At 30.9% G+C, this 25,420-nt stretch carries 22 protein-coding genes; 3 read left to right on the plus strand and 19 right to left on the minus strand.

Annotation, left to right across the window (positions count from 1 at the left end; genetic code table 11):
- Positions 1-156: 156 nt before the first annotated feature.
- The 15 genes from clpX to pyrB all read right to left on the minus strand — a co-directional run bounded on the left by clpX (position 157) and on the right by pyrB (position 18,014).
- Positions 157-1,461, minus strand: coding sequence for an ATP-dependent Clp protease ATP-binding subunit ClpX (clpX, locus tag ABF633_RS09310; RefSeq protein ID WP_415523427.1), 1,305 nt, complete (start codon positions 1,459-1,461; stop codon positions 157-159).
- A 20-nt stretch (positions 1,462-1,481) separates the two neighbouring features.
- Positions 1,482-2,066 (minus strand): ATP-dependent Clp endopeptidase proteolytic subunit ClpP, encoded by a 585-nt coding sequence (gene clpP / locus ABF633_RS09315; RefSeq protein WP_415523428.1) that lies wholly within the window; start codon positions 2,064-2,066, stop codon positions 1,482-1,484.
- A 123-nt stretch (positions 2,067-2,189) separates the two neighbouring features.
- Complete coding sequence (gene tig, locus ABF633_RS09320; protein WP_415523429.1) at positions 2,190-3,485, minus strand: trigger factor; 1,296 nt, start codon at positions 3,483-3,485, stop codon at positions 2,190-2,192.
- 261 nt (positions 3,486-3,746) lie between these two features.
- Positions 3,747-4,529 (minus strand): sugar phosphate isomerase/epimerase family protein, encoded by a 783-nt coding sequence (locus tag ABF633_RS09325; protein WP_415523430.1) that lies wholly within the window; start codon positions 4,527-4,529, stop codon positions 3,747-3,749.
- Between the two features lie 21 nt (positions 4,530-4,550).
- Positions 4,551-5,351, minus strand: coding sequence for a hypothetical protein (locus tag ABF633_RS09330; RefSeq protein WP_415523431.1), 801 nt, complete (start codon positions 5,349-5,351; stop codon positions 4,551-4,553).
- A gap of 327 nt (positions 5,352-5,678) precedes the next feature.
- Positions 5,679-8,867, minus strand: coding sequence for a carbamoyl-phosphate synthase (glutamine-hydrolyzing) large subunit (carB, locus tag ABF633_RS09335; protein WP_415523432.1), 3,189 nt, complete (start codon positions 8,865-8,867; stop codon positions 5,679-5,681).
- A gap of 100 nt (positions 8,868-8,967) precedes the next feature.
- Positions 8,968-10,053 (minus strand): glutamine-hydrolyzing carbamoyl-phosphate synthase small subunit, encoded by a 1,086-nt coding sequence (gene carA, locus ABF633_RS09340; protein ID WP_415523433.1) that lies wholly within the window; start codon positions 10,051-10,053, stop codon positions 8,968-8,970.
- Positions 10,054-10,466: 413 nt separating this feature from the next.
- Positions 10,467-11,984, minus strand: coding sequence for a M1 family metallopeptidase (locus ABF633_RS09345; RefSeq protein ID WP_415523434.1), 1,518 nt, complete (start codon positions 11,982-11,984; stop codon positions 10,467-10,469).
- A gap of 201 nt (positions 11,985-12,185) precedes the next feature.
- Complete coding sequence (pyrE, locus tag ABF633_RS09350) at positions 12,186-12,767, minus strand: orotate phosphoribosyltransferase (RefSeq protein WP_415523435.1); 582 nt, start codon at positions 12,765-12,767, stop codon at positions 12,186-12,188.
- A gap of 24 nt (positions 12,768-12,791) precedes the next feature.
- Positions 12,792-13,691: a dihydroorotate dehydrogenase gene (locus ABF633_RS09355; RefSeq protein ID WP_415523437.1), complete on the minus strand. Its 900-nt coding sequence runs from the start codon at positions 13,689-13,691 to the stop codon at positions 12,792-12,794.
- Positions 13,684-14,424: a dihydroorotate dehydrogenase electron transfer subunit gene (locus tag ABF633_RS09360; RefSeq protein ID WP_415523438.1), complete on the minus strand. Its 741-nt coding sequence runs from the start codon at positions 14,422-14,424 to the stop codon at positions 13,684-13,686. The genes ABF633_RS09355 and ABF633_RS09360 overlap by 8 nt, the downstream gene beginning before the upstream one ends.
- Before the next feature lie 70 nt (positions 14,425-14,494).
- Entirely contained in the window at positions 14,495-15,364 is an 870-nt protein-coding gene (pyrF, locus tag ABF633_RS09365) for an orotidine-5'-phosphate decarboxylase (RefSeq protein WP_415523439.1), read from the minus strand.
- Positions 15,365-15,378: 14 nt separating this feature from the next.
- Positions 15,379-16,566: a dihydroorotase gene (locus ABF633_RS09370; protein ID WP_415523440.1), complete on the minus strand. Its 1,188-nt coding sequence runs from the start codon at positions 16,564-16,566 to the stop codon at positions 15,379-15,381.
- 101 nt (positions 16,567-16,667) lie between these two features.
- Positions 16,668-17,090 (minus strand): aspartate carbamoyltransferase regulatory subunit, encoded by a 423-nt coding sequence (locus ABF633_RS09375; RefSeq protein ID WP_015614869.1) that lies wholly within the window; start codon positions 17,088-17,090, stop codon positions 16,668-16,670.
- The gene (pyrB, locus tag ABF633_RS09380) at positions 17,091-18,014 is read right to left on the minus strand and encodes an aspartate carbamoyltransferase (RefSeq protein ID WP_415523442.1); all 924 of its coding nucleotides are present in this window, start codon (positions 18,012-18,014) and stop codon (positions 17,091-17,093) included.
- Positions 18,015-18,511: 497 nt separating this feature from the next.
- Here pyrB and ABF633_RS09385 point away from each other — a divergent pair, with 497 nt between their 5' ends.
- Complete coding sequence (locus ABF633_RS09385) at positions 18,512-19,135, plus strand: DedA family protein (protein ID WP_415523443.1); 624 nt, start codon at positions 18,512-18,514, stop codon at positions 19,133-19,135.
- Positions 19,136-19,240: 105 nt separating this feature from the next.
- Here ABF633_RS09385 and ABF633_RS09390 read toward each other — a convergent pair whose 3' ends face one another.
- Both ABF633_RS09390 and ABF633_RS09395 read right to left on the minus strand, forming a co-directional pair.
- Positions 19,241-19,813: a xanthine phosphoribosyltransferase gene (locus ABF633_RS09390; RefSeq protein WP_415523444.1), complete on the minus strand. Its 573-nt coding sequence runs from the start codon at positions 19,811-19,813 to the stop codon at positions 19,241-19,243.
- A 242-nt stretch (positions 19,814-20,055) separates the two neighbouring features.
- Positions 20,056-21,795: an ABC transporter ATP-binding protein gene (locus ABF633_RS09395; protein WP_415523445.1), complete on the minus strand. Its 1,740-nt coding sequence runs from the start codon at positions 21,793-21,795 to the stop codon at positions 20,056-20,058.
- A gap of 437 nt (positions 21,796-22,232) precedes the next feature.
- Between ABF633_RS09395 and ABF633_RS09400 the strand changes: the two genes are divergently transcribed.
- Positions 22,233-22,430 carry an alpha/beta-type small acid-soluble spore protein gene (locus ABF633_RS09400; protein ID WP_015614864.1) on the plus strand — a complete coding sequence of 66 codons (198 nt, stop codon included), beginning with the start codon at positions 22,233-22,235 and terminating at the stop codon, positions 22,428-22,430.
- A gap of 105 nt (positions 22,431-22,535) precedes the next feature.
- A complete protein-coding gene (locus tag ABF633_RS09405; RefSeq protein ID WP_415523446.1) occupies positions 22,536-22,943 on the plus strand; it encodes a hypothetical protein in 408 nt (135 codons plus the stop codon).
- Between the two features lie 83 nt (positions 22,944-23,026).
- On the opposite strand, the gene ABF633_RS09410 is transcribed toward ABF633_RS09405, so the two are convergent.
- Both ABF633_RS09410 and metA read right to left on the minus strand, forming a co-directional pair.
- A complete protein-coding gene (locus tag ABF633_RS09410; protein WP_415523447.1) occupies positions 23,027-24,310 on the minus strand; it encodes a homocysteine synthase in 1,284 nt (427 codons plus the stop codon).
- Between the two features lie 69 nt (positions 24,311-24,379).
- A complete protein-coding gene (gene metA, locus ABF633_RS09415; protein WP_415523448.1) occupies positions 24,380-25,297 on the minus strand; it encodes a homoserine O-acetyltransferase MetA in 918 nt (305 codons plus the stop codon).
- Between the last annotated feature and the right edge of the window lie 123 nt (positions 25,298-25,420).

The following is a 25,420-nucleotide window of genomic DNA, read 5'->3' on the forward strand; positions in this document are numbered from 1 at the left end:
GGATTCAAAATAGGCTAGCATACTGACTAGTTATTTATTTGAATATGCCTAAATATCTCCTTTCTAAAAATAATAATATTTTTAGTATGTTCACTTTCATAGCAATATATTCCACTAAAAAAGAAGAGTAATATTTAATTACTCTTCTTTAAATAGCTAGGCTGTTTCTGGCCCTTTTTTCTTTTTTATATCCTCAGTTTTCTTCACTGTAGGCTGAGGTGCAGGTATTTCACTGGCATCTTTTAATTCTAATTGTGGTGATTTTGTTTTTAAGGTATCTTCTGTTACAGATACTTTTTTGATATCCTGTCTTGATGGTATATCAAACATTATATTTTTCATCATATCTTCTATTATAGCCCTTAAGCCTCTTGCACCAGTATTTCTACTGATAGCTTCCTTAGCTATAGCACTAAGAGCTTCCGTTTTGAAGTCTAAGTCTACACTATCCATTTGGAATAGCTTTTTATATTGTTTTACTAATGCATTCTTAGGCTTACTTAATATTTCTATTAATGCCTTTTCATCAAGTGCATCAAGTGTAACAAGGATTGGCAATCTTCCAACAAATTCAGGAATAAGACCGAATTTTAATAAATCTCCTGGCATAATATCTTTCAAAAGAATACCAATATCCTTCTCCTGTTTTGATTGGACATCTGCACCAAATCCCATAGAACTTTTTCTAGTTCTACGTTCTATTATTTTATCTAAACCATCAAATGCCCCACCACATATAAATAAAATATTAGTAGTGTTTATTTGTATAAATTCCTGATGAGGATGTTTTCTTCCACCTTGTGGTGGTACAGAGGCAACAGTACCTTCTAGTATTTTAAGAAGTGCCTGTTGAACTCCTTCACCAGAGACATCTCTTGTTATAGATGGATTTTCAGACTTTCTTGCTATTTTATCTATCTCATCAATGTATATAATGCCCTTTTCAGCTCTTTCAACATCATAATCAGCATTTTGTATAAGCTTTAATAGTATATTTTCTACATCCTCTCCCACATAACCGGCTTCCGTTAAAGTGGTAGCGTCAGCTATAGCAAAAGGTACATTTAAAAATTTAGCTAAAGTTTGAGCTAAAAGTGTTTTACCTGAACCTGTAGGTCCTAAAAGTAAAATATTACTTTTTTGTAGTTCTACATCTTCATTACCTATATTCGAATTTATTCTCTTATAATGATTATATACAGCTACGGCTAAAGCTTTCTTAGCTTCTTCCTGCCCTATAACATATTGATCTAAATAATTTTTTATTTCAATAGGTTTTGGAAGTGCTCCTACTTCTACTGACGAATTTTCTTCAAATTCGTCAGCTATTATTTCGGAACACAACTCTATACATTCGTCACAAATATATACTCCAGGACCAGCAATAAGTCTTCTAACCTGATCCTGACTCTTGCCGCAAAAAGAACATCTTAATTGTTTCTTATCCTCAAATTTTGACATATCAGCACCCCTTTATAAGGTTATTTCTTTTTTGTAATAACTTCATCTATTAATCCATACTCTTTAGCAGCTACAGCTTCCAAAAAATTATCTCTTTCAGTATCTCTCTCTATAGTTTCTAAAGGCTGACCAGTTCTCTCACTTAAAATTGAATTTAATTTCTTTTTAATGCTTAATATTCTATTAGCGTGTATACCTATATCTGTTGCTTGCCCCTGGAAACCACCTAATGGTTGATGAATCATTATTTCACTATTTGGCAGTGCAAATCTTTTTCCCTTTGCACCAGCAGTTAGCAAAAATGCTCCCATTGATGCTGCCATACCAACACAAATTGTTGATACATCGGGTTTTATATATTGCATTGTATCATAAATAGCCATACCAGCAGTTATTGAACCTCCCGGACTATTTATGTACAGTGATATATCTTTGTCAGGATCTTCACTTTCCAAAAATAAAAGTTGAGCAACAACTAAACTAGCAGTTGTATCATTTACTTCTTCACCTAAAAATACAATTCTGTCCTTTAAAAGTCTAGAATATATATCATAAGACCTTTCTCCTCTATTTGTTTGTTCTACTACCATTGGTACTAAAGCCATAAAAATTCCCTCCTCATTATATGAATATTAAAATTAATTGCCAGAAATCCATTCTGGCAATTAACCCCTTTTATATTATGCTAACATATCACAGCAAATAATCAATATATAATTAAAAATTTTTTAGTCTATTGCCTTACTGCTATTTACTAATAAATCTATTACCTTACCATTTGTTAAATCCTGCTCTAACATAGGTTTTTGTGCATCTAAAAGTAGTTTTGCCATTTTTTCTATATCTTTAGTTCCATATTGTTTAGCAGCTTCAGTTGCCTTCTCTAGTAATTCTTCCTCTGTTGGTTTAACATCTACAACAGTAGCTATCTTTTCAATAACAAGTCTTGTTTTGACTCTTTTTTCTGCTGTTTCCTTCATATAATCTCTAACTTTTTCTTCTGAGCTGTTTGTAAATTTGTAATAAGAGTCAAGATCTAATCCTTGATATTTCAATTTTGATTCCAATTCTTTAATCATTTGATCTGTTTCATTCTTTACCATAATCTCAGGAATATCAACCTTTGCATTATCACATACTGCATCTACAACATGGTCTTCATATTCTGCCTTTGCTCTAGCATTATTGCTTTCTTCCATTTTTGTTCTTATATCCTTTTTAAATTCATCTAATGTATCAAATTCTGATACTTCTTTTACAAATTCATCATCTATTTCAGGTAATTCTTTAATCTTTATTTCTTTTATAGTTACAGTGAAAGTAGCTTTCTTACCATTTAACTCTTCCTTACCATATTCTTCAGGGAAAGTAACTTCTACCTCTTTAGTTTCTCCTTTTTTTAATCCAACAAGTTGATCTTCAAAATTATCTATAAAAGCACCGCTGCCTATTTCTAAAGAATAATCAGTACCTTCTCCACCTTCAAAAGCTACTCCATCCACAAATCCTTTAAAATCAATAACTGCTATATTTCCCTTTTCTACAATTCCATCTTCTTCTTTTGTTTCTATTCTAGCATTTTTTTCTTGAGTAGATTTTAATTCATTATCTACATCCTCATCAGTTACAGGATATTCTACCTTTTTAACTTCTACACCTTCGTACTCTCCAAGCTCAACCTCTGGAGTAACAGTTACTTTAGCTGTATATACAAAATCTTTTCCTGACCCAATTTCCACTATATCAATTTGTGGGTAATCTACAGGTTTTATGTTGTTTTCTTCTAAAGCCAATGGGTATGTATCGTCACAGCAAAAATTTACTGCATCTTCATAAAACACTCCCTCACCATAATATTGCTTAATTATAGTTAAAGGTGCCTTTCCCTTTCTAAATCCTGGTATATTATATTTTGCTTTATTTTTTTTATATGCCTTTTCTACTGCCTCATTAAATTTTTCTGCTTCAACTGTTATTTCAAATTTAACTACATTATTTTCTACTTTTTCCATTTTTGCGTTCATACGTAAATTCCTCCTAATTAAAATGCAAGCTTCTTATTTCAACTTAAATATTATAACATATTATTATACATTTACAAATGATATTAAAAAATAGTTATAATACAAACTTAATCTCTTATTTACATTTTTATAATAAGCTATCTTTTATATATTATATAACAAAGAAGTATAAGTTTACAATTATAACTTTCATTAATTTATTATTTAAACCTATTCATAACACTAAATATGATTTATTGAAAATCTCTACTCCAACTAATCTTATATGAATTTTTCCAAATATTTTTTAGAATTTTTTATATCTTCATAGGAATCGTAATTATTACTATATACTTCCATTATAGCATTACCTCTATAATTTAATGACTTAATTTTATTGAATATACTTTGAAAATCTACAGTTCCATCTCCAGGAAGCAAACATGTATTTTTATCATCTCTATCATTAATATGAAAATTTATCAATTTTGTACCCATAACTTCTAAATACTCCATAGGATTTACTCCTGCCCTGTAGGCTTGCTTAATATCAAGAGTAAAATATATAGGATATCTACAATTTTCTTTTAAATCTCTTAAATATTCAGCACTGCTTGACATACACCAGGACACATTTTCCTGAGCCAGTTTTATTTCATTTTCTCCTGCTATATAAGTGAGATTATTATACACATCATGCATAAGTTCCTTGCTTATAAAATCCGAGGGTCCCAGTCTCATTCCATGAAAAGTATAACAATTTGCTCCTAAAAGTTTTCCTGCTCTACATACCATTTCAAAGAATTTCAACATATCCCTTCTCCTTCTTTTGTAGGCATCAAAAAGATAGGGCTCAAAGGAAGATGAAAAACTATGCACACTGCTTATTTTTAATTTATATTTATCTTTTATATCTGCAAGTTTTTTTACATAATCAATTTCATATTCAAAAGGGCTATTTAAAAATACTTCAGCACATGGAAAACCTAAATCTGAAATTAACTTTATGCTATTCTCTGTCTTAACATTTGGATAAAATACTGCCGATGATAATCCTATCTCCATAAAACCTCTCCCAAAACACAATTAATTAGCTATAGACCCATCTCCCTTGAGATACTGAGTGACATTATCTACTACTATCTCAAGTCCTTTATTATTTATATTATTTATTTGGATATTGGTACCTGTCATATTTGTATTTACATTTGTCTTATCTTTAATGTTATACTTCCATATAAATTTAGCAGGCCTATTATCAAACCACGGTAATTGGCTTATATATGCTATATTTTCATCATCTATAAATTTAGGTGACTGCTGCCATATGTAATTATTGTTTTGTGCCAATATACTATCTTTACTAAAAACTGTTCCATTACTGGATGTATATGAAGCATTTGTAATATCTGAAGATGTGCCATCTGCATTTACAAGGAGCACATTTTGTTTGCTTTTTTCATAGGCAACTGCTGATGTACCTGTGGGATTAATATTAAAATCTATATCAGAATCCTGATTTTGTATATTTGTGATTTTTCTTGTACTTGAACTGTCATCATATATAATATTTAAAGCTTTTCCATCAGGCATAGCTACTGTAAATGTTTTGTCCACTGGCTTTTGCTGTTCTTGCTTAGCTTTTGCTTTTTCATCAGCTGCAGCTGTATCTTGTTTACCAACTGTATTTTGCTTCTTATCATTATTCCCTTGAGACACTTTTTTCGTATTGAAATTATTTTTAGCCCAATCATTTACACTGCCATTTACCAATATTATTGCAAGTACAACTACAACTGCAATCACTATTATAATAGTGATGGTTCTGTTTCTCCTCTTTCTCATTTCTCTTCTATACCGATTACTAAAAATACTTGGTTTTCCCAATTTAAAAACCTCCTTACATAAGCATTCATTATTTATTATAACTCATTGTTAAATATTTTAATAATAATTTTTTGTATATTTAAAATTAACAATATGCAAATGTCTATTCAAAACAAACTCTAAATATAGGCATTAGTAATCACTAAAATCTAGTCAATGAAAAATTAACACTATCAAAATGATTTTATCCGAACAACATATTTTGATAGTGTTTCTATTATATTTTTAATATAGTTCCCAGTTAAAATCTTTTAAAATAATCAAATCATTTACCTATTCTATTATTTTAAAATCTTCACTTGTTATCTATTTCCATATACTTAAGTGCTACTGTAAAAAATACTTATTCATAGGTGAATACTCAACCTCTTTACCTGATATCTCATAATTTACAGCAGTTACAAATATATTTGCAGTATCTATACAAGTAAATACTGGTATTCTATGTTCTGCTGCTTTTCTTCTAAGCTTAAAGCCTAAGGTACCTATATTATTTCCCTTTGTAGGTGAATCAATTATAAATGCTATTTTGTCCTCAACCATATTATCAGTTATTTCAGATAATGATTCTATATTACACTCTATACCGTTATCCTTCAAGAATTTTCCTGTACCCTCAGAGGCAATTATATTGAAGCCAAGTTCAATATATTTTTTAACTACCTGTAACCCCTCTTCTTTATCTATATCTTTTAAAGATACATATATATTGCCACTCTTAGGAATTTCATAATTTGCAGCACAGAATCCTTTATATATGGCATCTTCAAAATTATCACCTACACCAAGTACCTCACCAGTAGATTTCATTTCAGGTCCTAAATAAGTATCCACATCTACCAGCTTTTCATTAGAAAATACCGGTATTTTTACTGCACATAATTTATTTTCCTCATTAATTCCAATTCCATAGCCAAGATCTTTTAGTTTCTTTCCAAGTATGATCTCTACTGCAAGCTTTACCATAGGTATTCCAGTAACTTTACTCAATATAGGCACTGTTCTGGACGCTCTTGGATTTACTTCTATTACATATACATTATCTCCATCAAAAACATATTGTATATTCACAAGTCCTTTGATTTCAAGTGATCTTACAATTCTCTCCGTATATTCCTTTAGAGTATTGAGAACATCTTTTGAAAGTGTTCGTGTTGGATACATTGTTATACTGTCTCCTGAATGTACCCCGGTTCTCTCAACGTGCTCCATAATACCAGGTATTAATACATCTTCACCATCTGAAATTGCATCCACTTCTATTTCTGTACCCTTTATATATTTATCTATAAGTACAGGGTGTTCCGTAGATAAATTAACTGCTTCCTTCATATATCTTTCAAGAGTCTTTTTATCATACACTACCTGCATAGCTCTTCCACCTATTACATAGGAAGGTCTCACTATTACAGGGTATCCTAAGGTATCAACTGCTTTATAAGCCTCTTCCATGCTGATTACAGATACGCCCTTAGGTAATGGTATATTTATACTGTTTAGGAGTTCACTGAACTTTTCTCTATCCTCAGCTAAGTCTATAGATTTAAAGGAAGTTCCAATAATCTTTATTCCTCTTTTATCAAGCATTTCTGCAAGATTTATGGCAGTTTGACCACCAAATTGTACAATAACACCATAAGGTTTTTCCTTCTCAATAATATCTAATACATTGTCTATATATAGAGATTCAAAATATAATTTATCTGCTGTATCAAAATCTGTGCTTACAGTTTCAGGATTATTATTTATAATTATTGATTTATATCCAGCCTCTTTAATACCCCAAACTCCATGAACGCAGCAATAGTCAAATTCAATACCCTGACCTATTCTTATAGGGCCGGAACCTAAAACTATTATCTTTTCATTATCTGAAACAGCATCTTCATCTTCGTCTTCATAGCAAGAATAATAATAAGGGGTGTCCGCTTCAAATTCACCACTGCAGGTATCTACCATTTTATATACTGCTTTTACATTATTTTCTTTCAAAATATCTCTTACTCTATCTTCACCTATTTTGGTAAGTCTGTTTATTTCCTTTATAGTAAAGCCCATCTTTTTAGCTTCAATTATGTTTTCTTCTGCAGCATCTTCTTTAAGTTTGTTTTCCATATCTATTATTGTCTTAATACTATTTAAAAACCATTTATCTATTTTCGTTATATTGTGTACTTCATCTATGGAAATTCCTTTTCTCATAATCTCTGCTATGGCAAAAATCCTCTCATCATCCTGTTTCTTTATTTTATCAACAAGAGCATCTACATCTAGAGCTTCAAAAGCCTCAATTCTCAGTGCACTAAATTTTCCTTCAAGGGATGTAACTGCCTTTAAAAGAGCATTATGGAAAGTTCTATCTATAGCCATTACTTCCCCTGTAGCCTTCATCTGTGTACCCAATGTTCTAAGAGCTGTATCGAATTTATCAAAAGGCCATTTTGGTATCTTAACTACACAATAGTCTAAAGCTGGTTCAAAACAAGCACTAGAATTTTTAGTAACATAATTTTTAAGTTCATCTAGACTATATCCTATGGCAATCTTAGCTGCAATCTTAGCTATAGGATAACCTGCTGCTTTAGATGCAAGAGCACTGGAACGGCTAACTCTAGGATTTACTTCTATTACTATATAGTTATTACTTTTAGGATCTAAGGCATACTGTATATTGCAGCCACCTTCTATCTTAAGATTTCGTATAATTTTTATAGCAGCATTTCTAAGCATCTGATATTCAGTATCTCTTAAAGTCTGTGAAGGTGCCACAACTATACTATCTCCTGTATGAACACCTACGGGATCTATATTTTCCATATTACATATAATTATGCAATTATCTTTCTTATCTCTTATTACTTCATACTCAATTTCTTTCCAACCAGCCACACTTTGCTCTAATAGAATTTGATCTATAGGACTCATTTCAATTCCTCTGCTGGCTATCTCAAGAAGTTCTTCCATATTTTCTGCTATTCCACCACCAGTTCCACCTAAAGTGTATGCTGGTCTTATAATTACCGGGAATCCATACTTATTTACAAAGTCTACACATTCTTCAATATGGTTTGCAATTATACTCTTAGGTATAGGTTCATTTATCTCTTCCATAAGATTCTTGAATTCTTCTCTGTCTTCAGCCTTCTTTATAGCTTCACTATTTACACCTAGAAGCCTTACATTGTACTTCTCAAGAATCCCCACATCTTTTAATTTCATTGCAAGATTAAGAGCAGTCTGACCTCCAAAACCTGCAAGTATTCCATCCGGTCTTTCTTCTGCTATTATTTTTTCTAAAGCTTTTACAGTCAATGGTTCTATATAGACTTTATCTGCTATATGATAATCTGTCATTATAGTAGCTGGATTACTATTTACAAGAACAGTTTCTATCCCTTCCTCTTTTATAGCTTTAATAGCTTCCGTACCTGAATAGTCAAATTCAGCCGCTTGACCTATAATTATTGGACCTGATCCAATGATAAGAGCTTTTTTTATAGTTTTATCTAAAGGCATATCTGTTTCCTCCAAAATCGTTAATATTAAGTATTTGAAATAAATAACGGCCCATGGTCATATTATTATAATAGCCAGTTATTTTTTTTAATTGGTTTAATTAAATTGCTTCATCATTAATTGACCCATCCATAATGGTTAAGAATTTATCAAATAGATAAGCTGTATCTATTGGACCTGGTGCCCCTTCTGGATGGAATTGCACTGAAAAAACTGGCAAAGATTTATGTTTCATTCCTTCAACTGTATTATCATTAAGATTTCTATGCGTAACTATCATACCTTTATTTTCTATGCTTTTTTCATCTACTGCATATCCATGGTTTTGAGAAGTTATATATGCTTTGTCTCTCTCAATATCATAGATTCCATGATTTCCGCCCCTATGTCCAAACTTTAATTTGTAGGTATCCCCACCTACAGCTAGTGCCAATATCTGATGTCCCAGACATATACCAAAGGTAGGTAAAGATTTCATTAAATTCTTTACTGTTTCAATAGTTTCAGGTATGGCCTTTGGGTCTCCAGGACCATTACTCAAAAATAGACCATCTGGTTTTATCTCCATAATATCATTATAGGTAGCATTGTATGGAAATATTGTTATATCACAATTTCTCTGTTTTAAATTTTCAATTATATTTTGTTTAGCGCCAAAGTCCATTAATGCCACTTTAAAACCACTTCCAGGAATATGTTTAATCTCTTTTGGGCTTACTTCCTCTACACAGCTTTTACTAAGCTCAGTGTTATCCATAATTTCTTTCAATCTTTCTAAAGAAAATTCTTCGTTAGAAATCACACATTTCATAGCACCTATATTTCTTATTTTTTTTGTAATTGCCCTAGTATCTACATTATAAATACCAACCACATTCATGTTTTTAAGCATTTCATCTAAGCTTGCTTCATTCATATAATTTGATGGATTATTACTTACTGATTTTACCACAAAGCCTTTAGCATACACCTTTTCTGATTCATTTTCAAAACTATTTGTTCCATAATTTCCGATCAAAGGATATGTCATATTTATTATTTGACCTGCATAGGAGGGATCAGTAAGCACCTCTTGATATCCAGTCATACAAGTATTAAAAACTAATTCTCCAACGGATGTACCAATTTTTCCAAAGCCATCCCCTTCATATATTGTACCGTCTTCCAAATATAATATGCCTTTCATAAAATCCACCTCTTCTTTATATTAAAAACCTAAACTATTAATATTTATACAGCATTTTTTATATTTATTCAAAGATTAACATAGGTCTATTTTCCCTGTCAACTTAAATTTAAGGCTTTATAGCTTTATCTTTAGTCTCTGCACAAAAATAGAGCCTTCTACTATGGCAGAAGGCTCTTGCATACGAAAACAAAGCTACACATAAATAATGCTGCTTTTACACAATATATACAATCTTACCTTTTCAGCCTCTCTGGACCAAATTTAAAGGTCGTATTTAATTTCTATATATTATAATACACTATTATTGTATAAATATCAATTATTTCTTTTAAAATTTAATTTCGGCAAAAAAATAATCGATTAGTATATAATACTAGCATTTTTACATTATTATATCTTTTCTACAGAACCTATTCGCCTTTTAGCCACTTATTAAAATAATCATTCCAATCCTTCCCTGTAATTTCATTTGCTACTGCTATAAAATCTCCTGTTTTGGTAACTTTGTATTTATACCTGTTAAAATAAGTTTGAATTATTTTAAAGAATTCCTCGTCTCCTACTTTTTCTCTAAAATCATCCAGCATTACAGCTCCTTTATAATATACCAAAATAGAATATTCCATATCATCTTTGAAATCCTGTACTGGTTTTAACATGACTTTTTGATTTGGATTAGCTGCAGCATAAGTATAATAATAATCCTTTAATTTTAAAAAATCATCTCTGTTATTTTTTACACTCTCGTTGTATATGTCCTCTGAATAACAGGCAAAACTTTCATCCAGCCATGCTTCGTTTACCTCATCATCTCCTATGACACCATACCACCACTGATGAGCAGTTTCATGGACTACAATGACTTCATAATAACCACTTTTCTTGTATTCTGGATTATCAGAAATGAACACTATACCAGGGTATTCCATACCAGTTAAAAAACTGCTTTCTGCTACAGAATAAGTTTTATAGGGATATTTGCCAAAGAATTTATTAAAAGTTTCTACAGCATTCTTAGCATAATTCATTTCATCAGAAAGTTCTTTATCTGTTCCAAGACTGTAACATTTTACATTTATTCCATCAACCTTTTCCTGCTTAAACTTAAACTTATTACTAGTAGTAAAAGCAAAATCTCTCACATTATTTTCATTGAAAGAATAAGTTTTTAAATTGTTTTTGATTTTTTCCTTGCCGGATTCTCCAGTAGCTGCCACTATGTAATCCTCCGGAACTGTTATATTTACTTTGTAGTCAGACACTGTACTGTAAAAAGGGTCTCCCATACTGTAATAAGAATCCAAATGCCAGCCCTTTTCATCATATTCTGCTGCTATAGGATACCAATTCCCAAAATTATAAGATGTACCATAATAGCTCAATCTATCCTTGCCTTTAGGAATTTTTACTGTAAACTTTAAGTCAAAGTCAACTTTATTTCCTGCCTTTAACTCTTTCTCCAAGGGAACTCTTAGAATTGTTTTATCTCTTCCACTTATTTCAAAATCAGATTTTTTCCCATTCACTGATATATCCTGTATATCTATGCTTCCAGCGCTAAATCCCTCTGGAAAGGTTTCATTAAATCCAAACTGCGCAGGTGTTGTAGACTTCTCTTTATATGCATTAGGATAAATATGAAAATATACTTCTTTAAGAGGACTTTTACTCTTATTCACATAGGTTAGTTTTTCTTCCCCCGTTAAAGTTTTAAGTTCAGTATCCAATTTTACATCTAGTTTGTAGTTGTTTTTAGGAAAATTAACTTTTGTATTGCTCTCCACTGCTGGCTTTATGGAATTTATACTCTTTATCGTAGGACTAGCAGGACTAAAGGTCTGGGCACTTTCACTGCCTTTTCCACAGCCTGAAATTAATAACATTACAACTGTAAATATACATATAATCCTTGACATTTTTTTTATCATAAGCATTCCTCCTATATGAAAGTTTGTGTAAAATTCACAAATATCATACAAGTTAATTTATTTTTTTCTAACTTTTCTACAAGAAAAAAATAGCGGCAGATCGAAATCTACCACTTTAAGCTTTTTCTATTATTTTGTTAATATTTCTATGTACAACTGAACCTTATTTAATTAAAATTTTACCAATTAATCTTAGACTAATTAAACTATATTTCTGCTTCCTGGTTTTACATATGGAACTCCCTTTGCACAAAGAGGGCAATTTTCCTTTTCATAGCTTTCAATTTCCAACTTAACAGCACTATATATAGGTAATTCAGTCTTTACATCTTTTGCTCTTCTATCCACAATACAGCATAATGCAACTACTTCTGCTCCAAGCTTTCTTAAGATTTCCACTACTTCAAAAGAAGATTTTCCTGTAGTAACAACATCTTCAGAGATTATTACCTTATCACCTTTTTTAACTTCAAAGCCTCTCTTTATAGTCATCTTTCCATCTACTCTCTCTGCAAAGATTCCAGGCTTGCCTGTTTGTCTTGCTAGCTCATAGGAAACTAATACTCCCCCCATAGCAGGTCCTACAATTATATCAAAGTCTACATCCTTTATTTTATCTACAATTACGCTTATAACCTTTTCTGCCTTATCAGGATGTTGTAAAAGCTTAGCACATTGGCAGTACTTTTCACTGTGCCTTCCTGAGGATAATAAAAAATGTCCCTCTAAAAGTGCTTCTGACTCTCTTAAAATTTCTATAACTTTATTTTCTGTGTTTTCCATAATTGTATACTCTCCTTTTTCTTTTTACTTAATTATACCTGTTATCTCTGATAAATTATTTATTCCTTCTTTTTTCATAAATGATTCAATGTCATCTATTATATCCAGACATATATCTGGCTTCATGAAATTAGCAGTTCCAACCTGTACTGCAGTAGCTCCTGCCATAATAAATTCTAAAGCATCCTTCCCATTTGATATTCCACCCATGCCAACAACAGGCACATCTACAGCTTTTGCCACTTCATAAACCATTCTAAGGGCTATAGGCTTTATACATGGCCCTGAAAGTCCTGCACTTACATTGTCAAATATAGGCTTTCTCTTATTAATATCAATAGCCATGGCCTTAAAGGTATTTACTAAGGAGATGGAATCCGCTCCAGCCTCTGTACATTTAACTGCCATATCTACTATATCCTCAGCATTTGGAGATAATTTTACCATTAGTGGCTTATCACAATATTTTTTTACTCTGCTCACCACATCAAAAGCTACATTAGATTTTATACCAAAAGCCATTCCCCCATGTTTAACATTAGGACAGGAAATATTTAACTCTATAATGTCTACATCTGTATTATTTAATAATTCTATACCCTTTTCATAATCTTCTGTAGTTCCTCCACCTAAATTAGCTATAACTACAGTATTAAGTTTTTTCATTTCTTGAAGTTCTTCTTTTATGAAATGTTCCACCCCTGGATTCTGAAGACCCACACTATTCATTATGCCGCTGGCTACTTCATAAATCCTCATACCATTATTGCCTTCCTTAGGCATAATAGTTAAACCCTTTGAAGAAATCCCGCCCAGTTTGCCTACATCAAAATAGTTAATGTACTCATTTCCAAAACCAAAGGTTCCAGAAGCGGCTATTACAGGATTTTTAAAATCCACTCCACAAATGCTAACATTAGTCATTTATTACAAGCTCCTTTCCTAAAAATACAGGTCCTTCCTTACAGGATCTCTTTCTTCCATCCTTAGTTTTACATGTACATACAAGACATGCACCAATTCCACAAGCCATTCTGTTTTCCATGGACACATATAATGGTATATCTTTCTCATTACACATTTTTATCACTTTTGCCATCATTATTTCTGGTCCACAGCAAACGACTACGTCATATTTTTCAACATTTAGTAAATCAGTTACATAGCCTTTATGTCCAGCTTCACCATTTTCTGTGGATAAGTAAAAGTTATTAACATATTTTTCCACATAATCCACAGTTTTGCTATTATTTCTAAAACCTGCATATAAATCTACAGAAGAAGCTTTTAATTCTTTAGACAAGTATAACATAGGTGCAATACCTATACCACCTGCTACTAAAGCAACCTTTCCCTGCAGCTTTCCCAAATCAAATCCATTTCCCAAAGGTCCTGTAAGCTTTATTTCATCACCTTTTTTTAATTTAGCTAAAATTTCTGTACCTCTTCCAAGGACTCTGTATAAAAATTTTATTTTTTCTGCATCTTTATCATATATACTTATAGGTCTAGATAATACCGGTTCTGTATCCCAGGCTCTTAAGAGATAGAACTGTCCAGGTTTACCTTCAAAGTTTCCCTCTATAGTAATCTCATATATGTCTTCTTCTATTTTTTCATTGCTGAATACACTTTTCACCATATATTTTTCGCTCATGAGTTTCCTCCAAAATTAATATTTCTAACCTATGTTCTTTAAGTCATATGAAAATAAATAACATACTGACTTATTTATTTTTTGAATATGACATAATATCATCTCTCATATTTATAGCTGCATTTCTGGCACATTTTTCAAAGCTATGCTGTCCATTATCAACTTTTTTATATGCAAGAAGTATGCCCCTTGAGGAATTCACTATTCCTCCGTTGCCTTCTGATAAATAATTAGCTACATCCTCTGCTGTTCCTCCCTGAGCACCATAGCCAGGTATTAAAAAGAATGTAGACTTATACTTATCTCTTATTTCTTTACCTTCAAAACCTGTAGTGCAGCCAACCACAGCACCAATAGAACTGTATCCGCATTCACCTAAATAAGCTTTTCCCAAGGTATTTATCTTTTCACCAACTACATTATACACTCTTTCCTCTTTATCTGTAGCTATATATTGTATATCCTTTGAGCCAGGATTAGAAGTTCTTAAAAGTATAAATGCTCCCTTTTCCTTATTTTCTATATAAGGAAGGTATGGTTCTACACTGTCAAAACCCATATAAGGATTTAGAGTAACAAAATCACTTTCAAAATCTCCATCAAAGTGAGCCTTTGCATACATTTCAGCAGTTTTTGCTATATCTCCTCTTTTTATATCTGCTACAGATATAGCTTTTTCATTCTTTATATATTGCAAAGTTTTCTTGTAAGCTTTTAATCCACTTAATCCGTAAGCTTCATAATATGCGATTTGCACCTTGTAGCAAGCAACTACATCTAGAGTTTCATCTATTATTTTCTTATTGAAATTAAATAGAGCATCTTCTATATCATTGTATTTATCTAAAAACCACTTTGGTATGTAGTCCATATCTGTATCCAGACCTAAACAAACATGACCATTCTTTGCAACTCTTTGGTAAAGCTCATCTATAATCATAATTTATAATCCTCCTACACACTCTGAAAGACAGTTTTACCTGACTTTATTGTTCTTACAACTGAACCATATAATTCTTTTCCATCAAAAGGCGTATTCTTTCCCTTTGACTGAAAATTCTCTGAATCGACAGTATATCTACTATTTAAATCTACAATTACTAAATCACCCGTATAACCTATTGATATTTTGCCCTTGTTAACCTTTAGTATCTCTGCAGGAGTTTTAGACATTATTTTAGAAAGTTTATTTATAGTTAAATTACCTTCTTTAACAAGCTTTGTATAGCATACAGAAAAAGAAGTTTCAATGCCAGATATTCCACAGGCACCCTTTTCCTTATCCTCTTTGCTATGTGGAGCATGATCCGTACCTATGGCATCCACATAACCTTTTTCAATAGCCTTTATAAGATATTCTACGTCCTCAGCTTTCCTAATAGGAGGATTTACCTTGTATATATCTTCTCCTGTGAGAGCTATATGATGTGGTGTGACTTCACAAGTTATATTAAAGCCATCTCTCTTTGCATCAATAATAGCCTTCATAGCTTCCTTTGTACTTACGTGTGATAGATGTAAATGACAACCTGTAAATTTGGCTAAAGTGATGTCTCTTTCGGTCATGATGTTTTCAGAAAGCCTGGTACTTATTGGTGTAATTTCCTCATCCTCTGCATGAGACATTACTACGAAATCTCTTTCTTTAGCTATAACCATGGCGTCATGCATGATTTTTCCACTATACACACCTTTTCCATCATCAGATATGCATTTTACAGAAGCATCAATTTCATTGAGATGGCTAATATCTTTTCCCTGAAGATCTTTAGTTATGCTTACAGTTTGATATGCATCTACAAGACCAATTTCCCTTGCCTTATTAATAACATAATTTACAGTTTCCATATCACTGCATATAGGCTTAGTATTTCCCATAAGGTTCACAGTGGTATATCCACCTCTAACTGCTGCCCTACTGCCTGTTTCTATATCCTCTTTATATTGTAAACCTGGGTCCCTAAAATGACTATGCAAATCTATAAAAGCAGGCATAACCACATAACCTTTTGCATCAATAGTTTCACAATTCTTATCTAAACTATCTCCTATTTCCTTTATGATTCCATCTTTAATATATACGTCACCAACAAAATTAGAAGCACAATCTATAATTCTTCCGTTCTTTATCAAAAGTTCCATAATCTTTTCGCTCCTCTTCCTATGAAATAATAAGTTATTTTTAAAGGAAAGCTTTATTAAACATTTAACCATATTTTATAAAAATTTTTATTTTATATACTCTATACTGTTACTATTTCATCACAATATTCACACCTATATTCACCTTTTTCCTTATCAACAAGATGAAATATGTGCGGTACATATTTTTCAATAGAGGTTATGCATCTTGGATTCTTACACTTAATTACATTTTCAACTCTTTCCGGTAGGCTTAGTTTTTTCTTCTCTTTAATTTTTTCATTTTCTATTATATTAACTGTAATATTAGGGTCCAAAAGTCCAAGCATTTTAAAATCCAGATCTATTACATTTTCAATTTTAATTATATCCTTTTTTTCATCCTTTGTACTATTCACATTCATTATTAAAGCTGTAGGAAAGTCTGCATCTTGAAGATTTAAATAATTATAAATCTTTATTCCATGGCCTGCCTTTATGTGATCTATAACTATGCCATTTATTATACTATTTATAGTAATCAATTAGCACACCCCCAAAAGTTTAGCAATCAATGCCATTCTCACATACATGCCAAATTTTGCCTGAATAAAATAGCAGGCTCTTTTGTCTTCATCTACTTCGTAATCTATTTCATTAACTCTAGGAAGAGGATGCAATATTATCATGTCTTCTTTTGCATTATTCAATTTTTCTTCATTTAGTATATAACTATCTTTTAATCTTATATAGTCTTCTTCATTGAAAAATCTTTCTCTCTGAACCCTTGTCATATAAAGTATGTCTAACCTATCTATTACATCCTCTAAATTTTCAGCTTCTACATATTCTATATTGTTTTTTTCAAGTATTTCTTTTTTTATGTATTCTGGTATTCTTAGCTCTTTAGGGGAAATTAATACAAGTTTATTATTTTTATATCTGGATATAGCTTTTATAAGAGAATGAACTGTTCTTCCAAATTTTAAATCACCACATATACCAATTGTAAAGTTTGAAAGGCTTCCCTTCATCTTTCTTATGGTAAGAAGATCTGTCAGCGTTTGAGTTGGATGTTGATGTCCTCCATCGCCTGCATTTATAACAGGAATTTCTGAATACATAGAGGCTATTTTAGGTGCTCCTTCTTTAGAATGCCTCATGGCAGCTATATCAGCATAGCAAGATACTATTCTAATGGTATCAGCTACAGTTTCTCCCTTTGATACTGAACTGGAATTTGGCTCTGAAAATCCAACTACCTGCCCACCAAGCCTCAGCATTGCAGCCTCAAAACTAAATCTTGTTCTTGTACTTGGTTCATAAAAAAGTGTAGCTAAAATCTTACCATCTGCTGCATGAAGATATTCTTTTGGGTTTTCTATTATATTATCCGCTAGAGAAAATATTTCCTCAAGCTCTTCTGTAGTAAAATCCATAGGATCTATAAGACTTCTTCCCTTTAACATAATCATCCTCCTTATTAGTCTCTCTGTACTAAATTTAAAGGTATAAAATTGATTAAATCAATTTTTCACTTTCATATTTACTAAATATTATATATTATTTTTACACATTAAAAAATGCCTCCACAAAAGAAGGCATAGGAATCCCTATTATTTTTACCTTCCCAGTCTCACAGGACTGAATTTAAAGGCTGACATATTTCCTTAATATACTATCATAGAGTATATTCAATGTCAATGGAAGTTGTATTCTTGTAATATTAATTCTTGATAGTGATAAAGTACGAACTAACTATCAAGATTTTCCCAATTTTAGTTTTCAATCTTCTTATAATTCGTACTTTATTTAAATTATTGTAGAAAATTTTTATTTAAACCATTAAAATAGATAATGTATAAATTATTTTTACATAAGACATCTTCAAAAAATAACCAGTCAGTATGATAGCCTCTTTGACTTATTATTTATTTCAGATGTCTAAGAAAGGATTGTGTTAAGTTTGGTAGAACATATCATAAATATCATAATTGTTATCCTGGATAAGCTCGGCTATTTAGGTACATTTTTAGGAATGTTATTTGAAAGTGCCTGCATCCCTATCCCCAGTGAAATTATTTTACCCTTTGGTGGTTATTTGAGTTTTAAAGGTCATCTAAATTTAATACTTGTGATAATCTCCGGCACTTTAGGTGGGACTGTTGGATCTATCATAGCATATTTAATAGGTTCACGTGGAGGGAGGCCTCTTGTAGAAAAATATGCAGATAAGCTCCATTTATCAAAGGAAAAAATTGAAAAAAGTGATACAATGTTCAATAAATATGGAGATAAAATAATATTCTTTTCGAGACTTCTCCCAATTATTAGAACATTCATATCATTACCTGCGGGAATAGCTAAAATGAATTTTTCAAAATTTGTATTATATACTATAGTTGGTTCTGCAATATGGAGTGCATTTTTAGTTTATTTAGGTTTTATAATGGGTGAAAATTGGGAGACTATACGTTCTTATTACCATTATGCAGATGTAGCAATGGTTATACTTGTAATTGCATTTATACTTTATAAAATAATAACAAGAAAAAAAACTTTCAACAATGAGTTATCTGAAAAGAAATAAAGATTTATAACCGAAAAATATATTACTGTTATTTACTTAATATAACTAACAAAACACTATGAAATTCAATTGGTAAAACTACCTGAATTTCATAGTGCTTTTTTATTATCTAAAGTTTACTGTATTGTTTTCCATACTATTTATTATAGCCAAGGATTGAAGTTCTACTCCACATTCCTCTATCATCTTTCTTCCACCTTGAAAATACTTTTCAATTACAATTCCTACACCAGAAGCCTCTGCTCCAGATTGTCTGACTATATCAATCAAACCCAAAGCCGCACTTCCGCTAGCAAGAAAATCATCAATTATTAGTATCCTATCCTCACTGTTTATATACTTCTTGGAAACTCTTATTTTATAGGTTTTTTCTTTAGTGAAAGAATATACCTCTGCCTCGTAGGTATCCTTATCAAGATTCGTTGCATTGTATTTCTTTGCAAATATCACCGGAATATTATCAAAATGTTGTGCTGCTATACATGCAATACCAATACCAGATGCTTCCACTGTAAGTATTTTTGTTATATTCTTGTGTTTAAATCTGTTTCTAAATTCCTTTCCCATTTCATCAAATAGATTTACATCCATTTGATGATTTAAGAAGCTGTCCACCTTTAAAATTCTATTTTCAATTACAATTCCATCTTGAAGTATTCTTTTCTTTAAAAGTTCCATATGTTCTAATCCTTTCTTTATCTATTAAGGCATCTTCAAAAAATAACTAAGTCAGTATGCTAGCCTATTTTAAATCCTACTGCGTCAACAGAACCCTCTGATAGTCCAACTATCATCAGAACCTGTTTCCTTGTTGGATTCAAAATATTCGTCGCATCTTTGACTTCTTATTTATTTTCAGATGCCTAATACTATTGTAATTATGTCACAAAAAATATAATTAATAAAAAATATATGCTATCTTATGTTATAATATCAAACTGCATATTGTAAAGAGCTGCATATATTCCATTTTTATCAATTAATTCCTTATGATTTCCCTTCTCCTGTATTCCTTCATCAGTAAGAACCATTATTTCATCTGCATTTCTTATAGTGCTTAACCTATGAGCAATTACAATAGTTGTTCTATTTTTTGAAAGCTCTTCTAAGGATTCCTGTATAAATCTTTCGCTTTCATTATCAAGAGCAGAAGTAGCTTCATCAAGAATAAGTATTGGAGGATTCTTAAGAAAAACCCTAGCTATAGATAGTCTCTGCTTTTGTCCACCCGAAAGCTTAACTCCTCTTTCTCCTACATAGGTATCATATCCATCCTCTAAGCCTTCAATAAATTCATGTATATTAGCCCTTCTGGCAGCTTCTATTATTTCTTCATCTGCCGCGTCTTGTTTACCATAAGCTATATTTTCTTTTATGGTTCCCCCAAACATATATACATCCTGTTGAACTAAGCCTATGGAATTCCTTAAAGAATTTAATTTTATATCTTTTATATCCATTCCATCTATAGTAATGTTTCCTTCCGTTGCTTCATAAAATCTTGGTATGAGATTACAGAAAGTAGTTTTTCCTCCTCCTGAAGGCCCCACAAGAGCTATGTTTTTCCCGGCTGTTATATCTATACTTATATCTTTTAGTATAATATTTTTATCCTGGTATCCAAAAGAAACATGATTAAATTTAATATTACCCTTTGGATTAATAAGTTCCACTGCATCTTCTCTATCTATAATAGTTGGCTTTGTATTAATAATTTGTAGAAATCTCTCAAAACCAGTAATACCTCGTTGGAACTGCTCAGTGAAATTTACTAATTTATCAACAGGATTTAAAAATATATTTATGTATAGAATATAAACTACTAAATCTGATATATTTAATAGTGATTTACTTATTAATATTCCACCAAAAAGTATGGCAGTAAGATACAATATCCCCTGAAAGAATCCATTTCCACTATAATATTTACCCATTAGGAAATAGCTTTCTTCTTTAGTTTTTAAGAATTGTTTATTTCCCTTTTTAAATTTTTTTGCTTCAACTTTTTCATTGCCAAAGGATTTTACCACTCTTATACCAGCAAGAGTATCCTGTACGACTGCATTCACATCTGCAATTTCCTTTCTATTTCTCATAAATACATCTTTCATTCTATTATTATAGAAAATAGAAAAATACACCATTAATAATGTAATAAATAAAAGTGCAAGTGTTATTGGAACATTAATACTTGAGAGTATAACAAAAGATCCTACTATTTTTAAAATAGAAATAAATAAATCCTCTGGCCCATGATGGGCAAGTTCAGATATATCAAAAAGATCTGTTATTATTCTTGACATAAGTGTTCCTGTATTATTATTATCATAATATGAAAATGGCAGTTTTTGAAACTGGTTAAAAAGATCTCTTCTCATATTAGCTTCCATTTTTGCACCCATAATATGTCCCCAGGATGTTATGAAATATTGACAAAAATACCTTATTACATACATTATAAGCAAAGCTAATCCCACTATTAAAACATATTTTACTATCTTATTCCCATCCTTTAATATATACACATCATTGAGCAAAAATCTCACTATAATAGGGAAAACAAGATCTATGGCAGATAAAAGCAACGCACAAAACATATCTGCAAAAAATAAAGTTCTATAGGGTTTGTAGTATTCTAAAAATTTACTTAGACTTTTCATTATATATCTCCTTTCTTAGTTTTAACTGTTTAAAATACTTTTTTAAACTCTCATAGAGCTCGTACCTATATTGAAATAATTTAAGACATTCAAATAAATAACTAGTAAGTATAGTAATCTATTTTAACTTACTATTTATTTTCACGTGCCTAATAAAAAATCATACTTGTTACATTAACATTATATTTAAAAATAATCAATATAATTTTAAGAATTGTTATTATTAATTAAATTGTCACCTATAATTGTAACTTAATATAAGGCATCTTGAAAAAATTCGTCGCATCTTTGACTTCTTATTTATTTTAAGATGCCTAAATTTATTTATAGCTTGGATATATTTCCTATAGCACCGTGAATTCCCTAGAATATGATTGTTTAAATTACACAATATACTAGTGTAACATAAATAAACAATTAAAAAGGAGATGGAACACATGGCAAGTAGAAGTAATAGAATTTTAGTACCAGAAGCAAGAGAAGCTTTAAACAAATTCAAATTAGAGGCAGCTCAAGAAGTTGGTACTCCTTTAACTAATGGTTATAATGGAGATCTTACTTCAAGACAAAATGGTTCTGTTGGTGGCCAAATGGTTAAAAAGATAATTCAGGACTATGAAAACAATATAAAATAGTTCTAAATCTTATCAAATAAGTTTTAGGCACGTAGATAAATTCTACGTGCCTTATTTTACATACTTCATATTTGTAATATAATACAAGTAAAGGAGGTGTAAAATATGAATTTAAGACATTTCATTGGTCCTTTAGGTATATTAACAGCTATAGGTTTTATATTTGCTTTACTTAATTTTTTTGTAAAGCTTATCAACAAAAATTATATTCTTAAATTGCCCAAAGACAAAAATCACTTTGTTACTTATTATAAAAAAATAATGAAATTCATAGTTAAAAATCACAAAACAGCCGGTATTATCACTTTTATCCTTATGTTATTACATTTCTTTATTGCCTATAATTCCCATAGAATTAAAATAACAGGCATAATTGCGGCAATAATTATGGCCGCAGTAGTTATTTTAGGCATATATGGTAAATCAATCAAAAGACCACGAGGTAAATGGTTAACTATCCATAGATCTTTAGCTTTTATTTTAATTATAGCTATAATATTTCATATTCTGTAAAAAACAAAAGGGGACTGTCTCTAATGCATATTAATACATTTTGAGACAATCCCTTTTTATCTTAAAACTCTAAAGCTTATGAATTAAGCCTGTTCAAGAGCCTGATTTAAATCATATATTAAATCATCTACACCTTCAACACCAATTGAAAGTCTTATAAGGTCTGGAGTAACTCCAGCAGCTCTTTGCTCTTCTTCATTAAGTTCAGCATGTGTTGTACTTGAAGGGTGAATTACAAGAGATTTTGCATCTGCTACATTTGCAAGTAATGAGAATAATTTAACACTATTTATAAATCTCTTTCCAGCTTCAAGTCCGCCTTTTATTCCAAAAGTAAATATTGAACCTGCACCTTTTGGTAAGTATTTTTTAGCCAATGCATTATATGGACTATCTGGTAATTCAGGATAGTTTACCCATTCAACCTTTGGATGATTTTTTAAGAATTCTACTATCTTTCTAGTATTTGATACATGTCTTTCTACTCTTAAAGATAATGATTCTAGACCTTGTAAGAATAAAAATGCACTTTGAGGAGAAAGAGTCGCACCAGTATTTCTTAGAAGCTGAACTCTAGCTTTTAAAGCAAAAGCAGGTGCTCCTAAATCTGCATATACAAGACCATTGTAACTTTCATCAGGTGTTGTAAAGTCAGGGAATTTACCGCTTGCTCTCCAATCAAATTTACCACCATCAACTATAATTCCACCAATAGTAGTACCATGCCCTCCGATAAATTTTGTTGCAGAATGTACAACTACATCAGCACCATATTCTATTGGTCTTACAAGATATGGAGTTGCGAAAGTATTGTCTATGATTAAAGGAATCTTATTTTCATGTGCAATATTTGCTACTGCTTCTATATCCAACACATTAATTCTTGGATTTCCTAAAGTTTCAGCATATACTGCCTTTGTCTTATCAGTTATAGCTCTTCTAATATTTTCAGGATCATCTGGATCAACAAATGTTACTTTTATTCCAAGTTTTTTCAAAGTTACTGCAAATAATTCATAAGTACCACCGTATAATGTACTTACAGATACTATTTCATCACCTGAATTAGCTACATTAAGTATTGCATAAGTTATTGCTGCAAGTCCTGATGAAGTTGCAAGTCCTGCTACTCCACCTTCAAGTTCTGCTACTCTTTTTTCAAATACATCAGTAGTAGGATTCATAATTCTTGAATAAACATTTCCAGGTTCTTTTAATTGGAATAAATTTGCTGCATGATCTGCATTTTTAAACACATAAGATGTTGTTTGATAAATTGGAACTGCTCTTGATCCTGTTGTTGGATCTACCTCCTGACCTGCATGCACCTGTAATGTTTCAAAACTATACTTTCTCTCTTCACTCATTTCTAATATCTCCTTTTATATTATATTTTTGCATATCTTAATAAAATCAAAATATACAATTATTATTTATTATAGAATTTCATCTAAATTATAGGGTGTTTCCTGATATACATAATAATTCAGCCAATTTAAAAATAATAGATTAGAATGACTTCTCCATTTTACTACTGGATCTTTTTTAGGATCATTATCTTTAAAATAATTCTTAGGAATTTCAATATTTTCATTATTTGAAATATCTCTATCATATTCGGCCTTTAAAGTTAAAGGATCATATTCAGAGTGCCCCATAACAAAAATTTGACGCCCATGTTTTGCTGTTACTATATATATACCTGCATCCTCAGATTCAGATAAAATTTTCAGTCTTGGATCTTTTTCAATATCTTTTCTTCTCACTTCTGTGTGTCTTGAATGTGGAACGTAAAACACATCATCAAACCCTCTTAACAGATTTACATTTTTTTCAGTGGTTTTGTGCAGAAAAACTCCAAACAATTTTTTTGAAAGATGGTATTTGGGAATATTATAATGATAATATAAACCAGCCTGAGCTCCCCAACATATATGAAGTGTTGAGTATACATTATGCAAACTCCACTCCATAATTTCAACTAATTCATTCCAATAATCCACATCTTTAAAATCAATCTGTTCAATAGGAGCTCCTGTAATTATCATGCCATCAAATTTCTTATTTTTTATATCATCAAAAGTTTCATAGTATTTGAACAAATATTCTTCTGAAGTATTTTTAAAAGAATGAGTCTTAGGATATATTAAAGTTATATCCACTTGTAAAGGCGAATTACTTAGAAGCCTCAATATTTGAGTTTCAGTTGTAATTTTCATTGGCATTAAATTTAATATTACTATGCTAAGTGGTCTTATATCCTGTTTATTTGCACGTTTTTCATCCATTGCAAATATGTTTTCATCATTTAGAACTTTGGCAGCCGGAAGATTATCAGGTATATTTATAGGCAAATGCTCACCCCCTATAGAAAGATATTAATACTTTTCATTTTAACGCACTTACTTGTCATATTTGTTTAATAGGTTATTATAGATAATATAATCTCTATTACGCATCCATTTGCAATTCTTATT

The sequence above is a fragment of the Clostridium sp. genome (assembly GCF_047718555.1).
Classification (GTDB): Bacteria; Bacillota; Clostridia; order Clostridiales; family Clostridiaceae; genus Clostridium_I.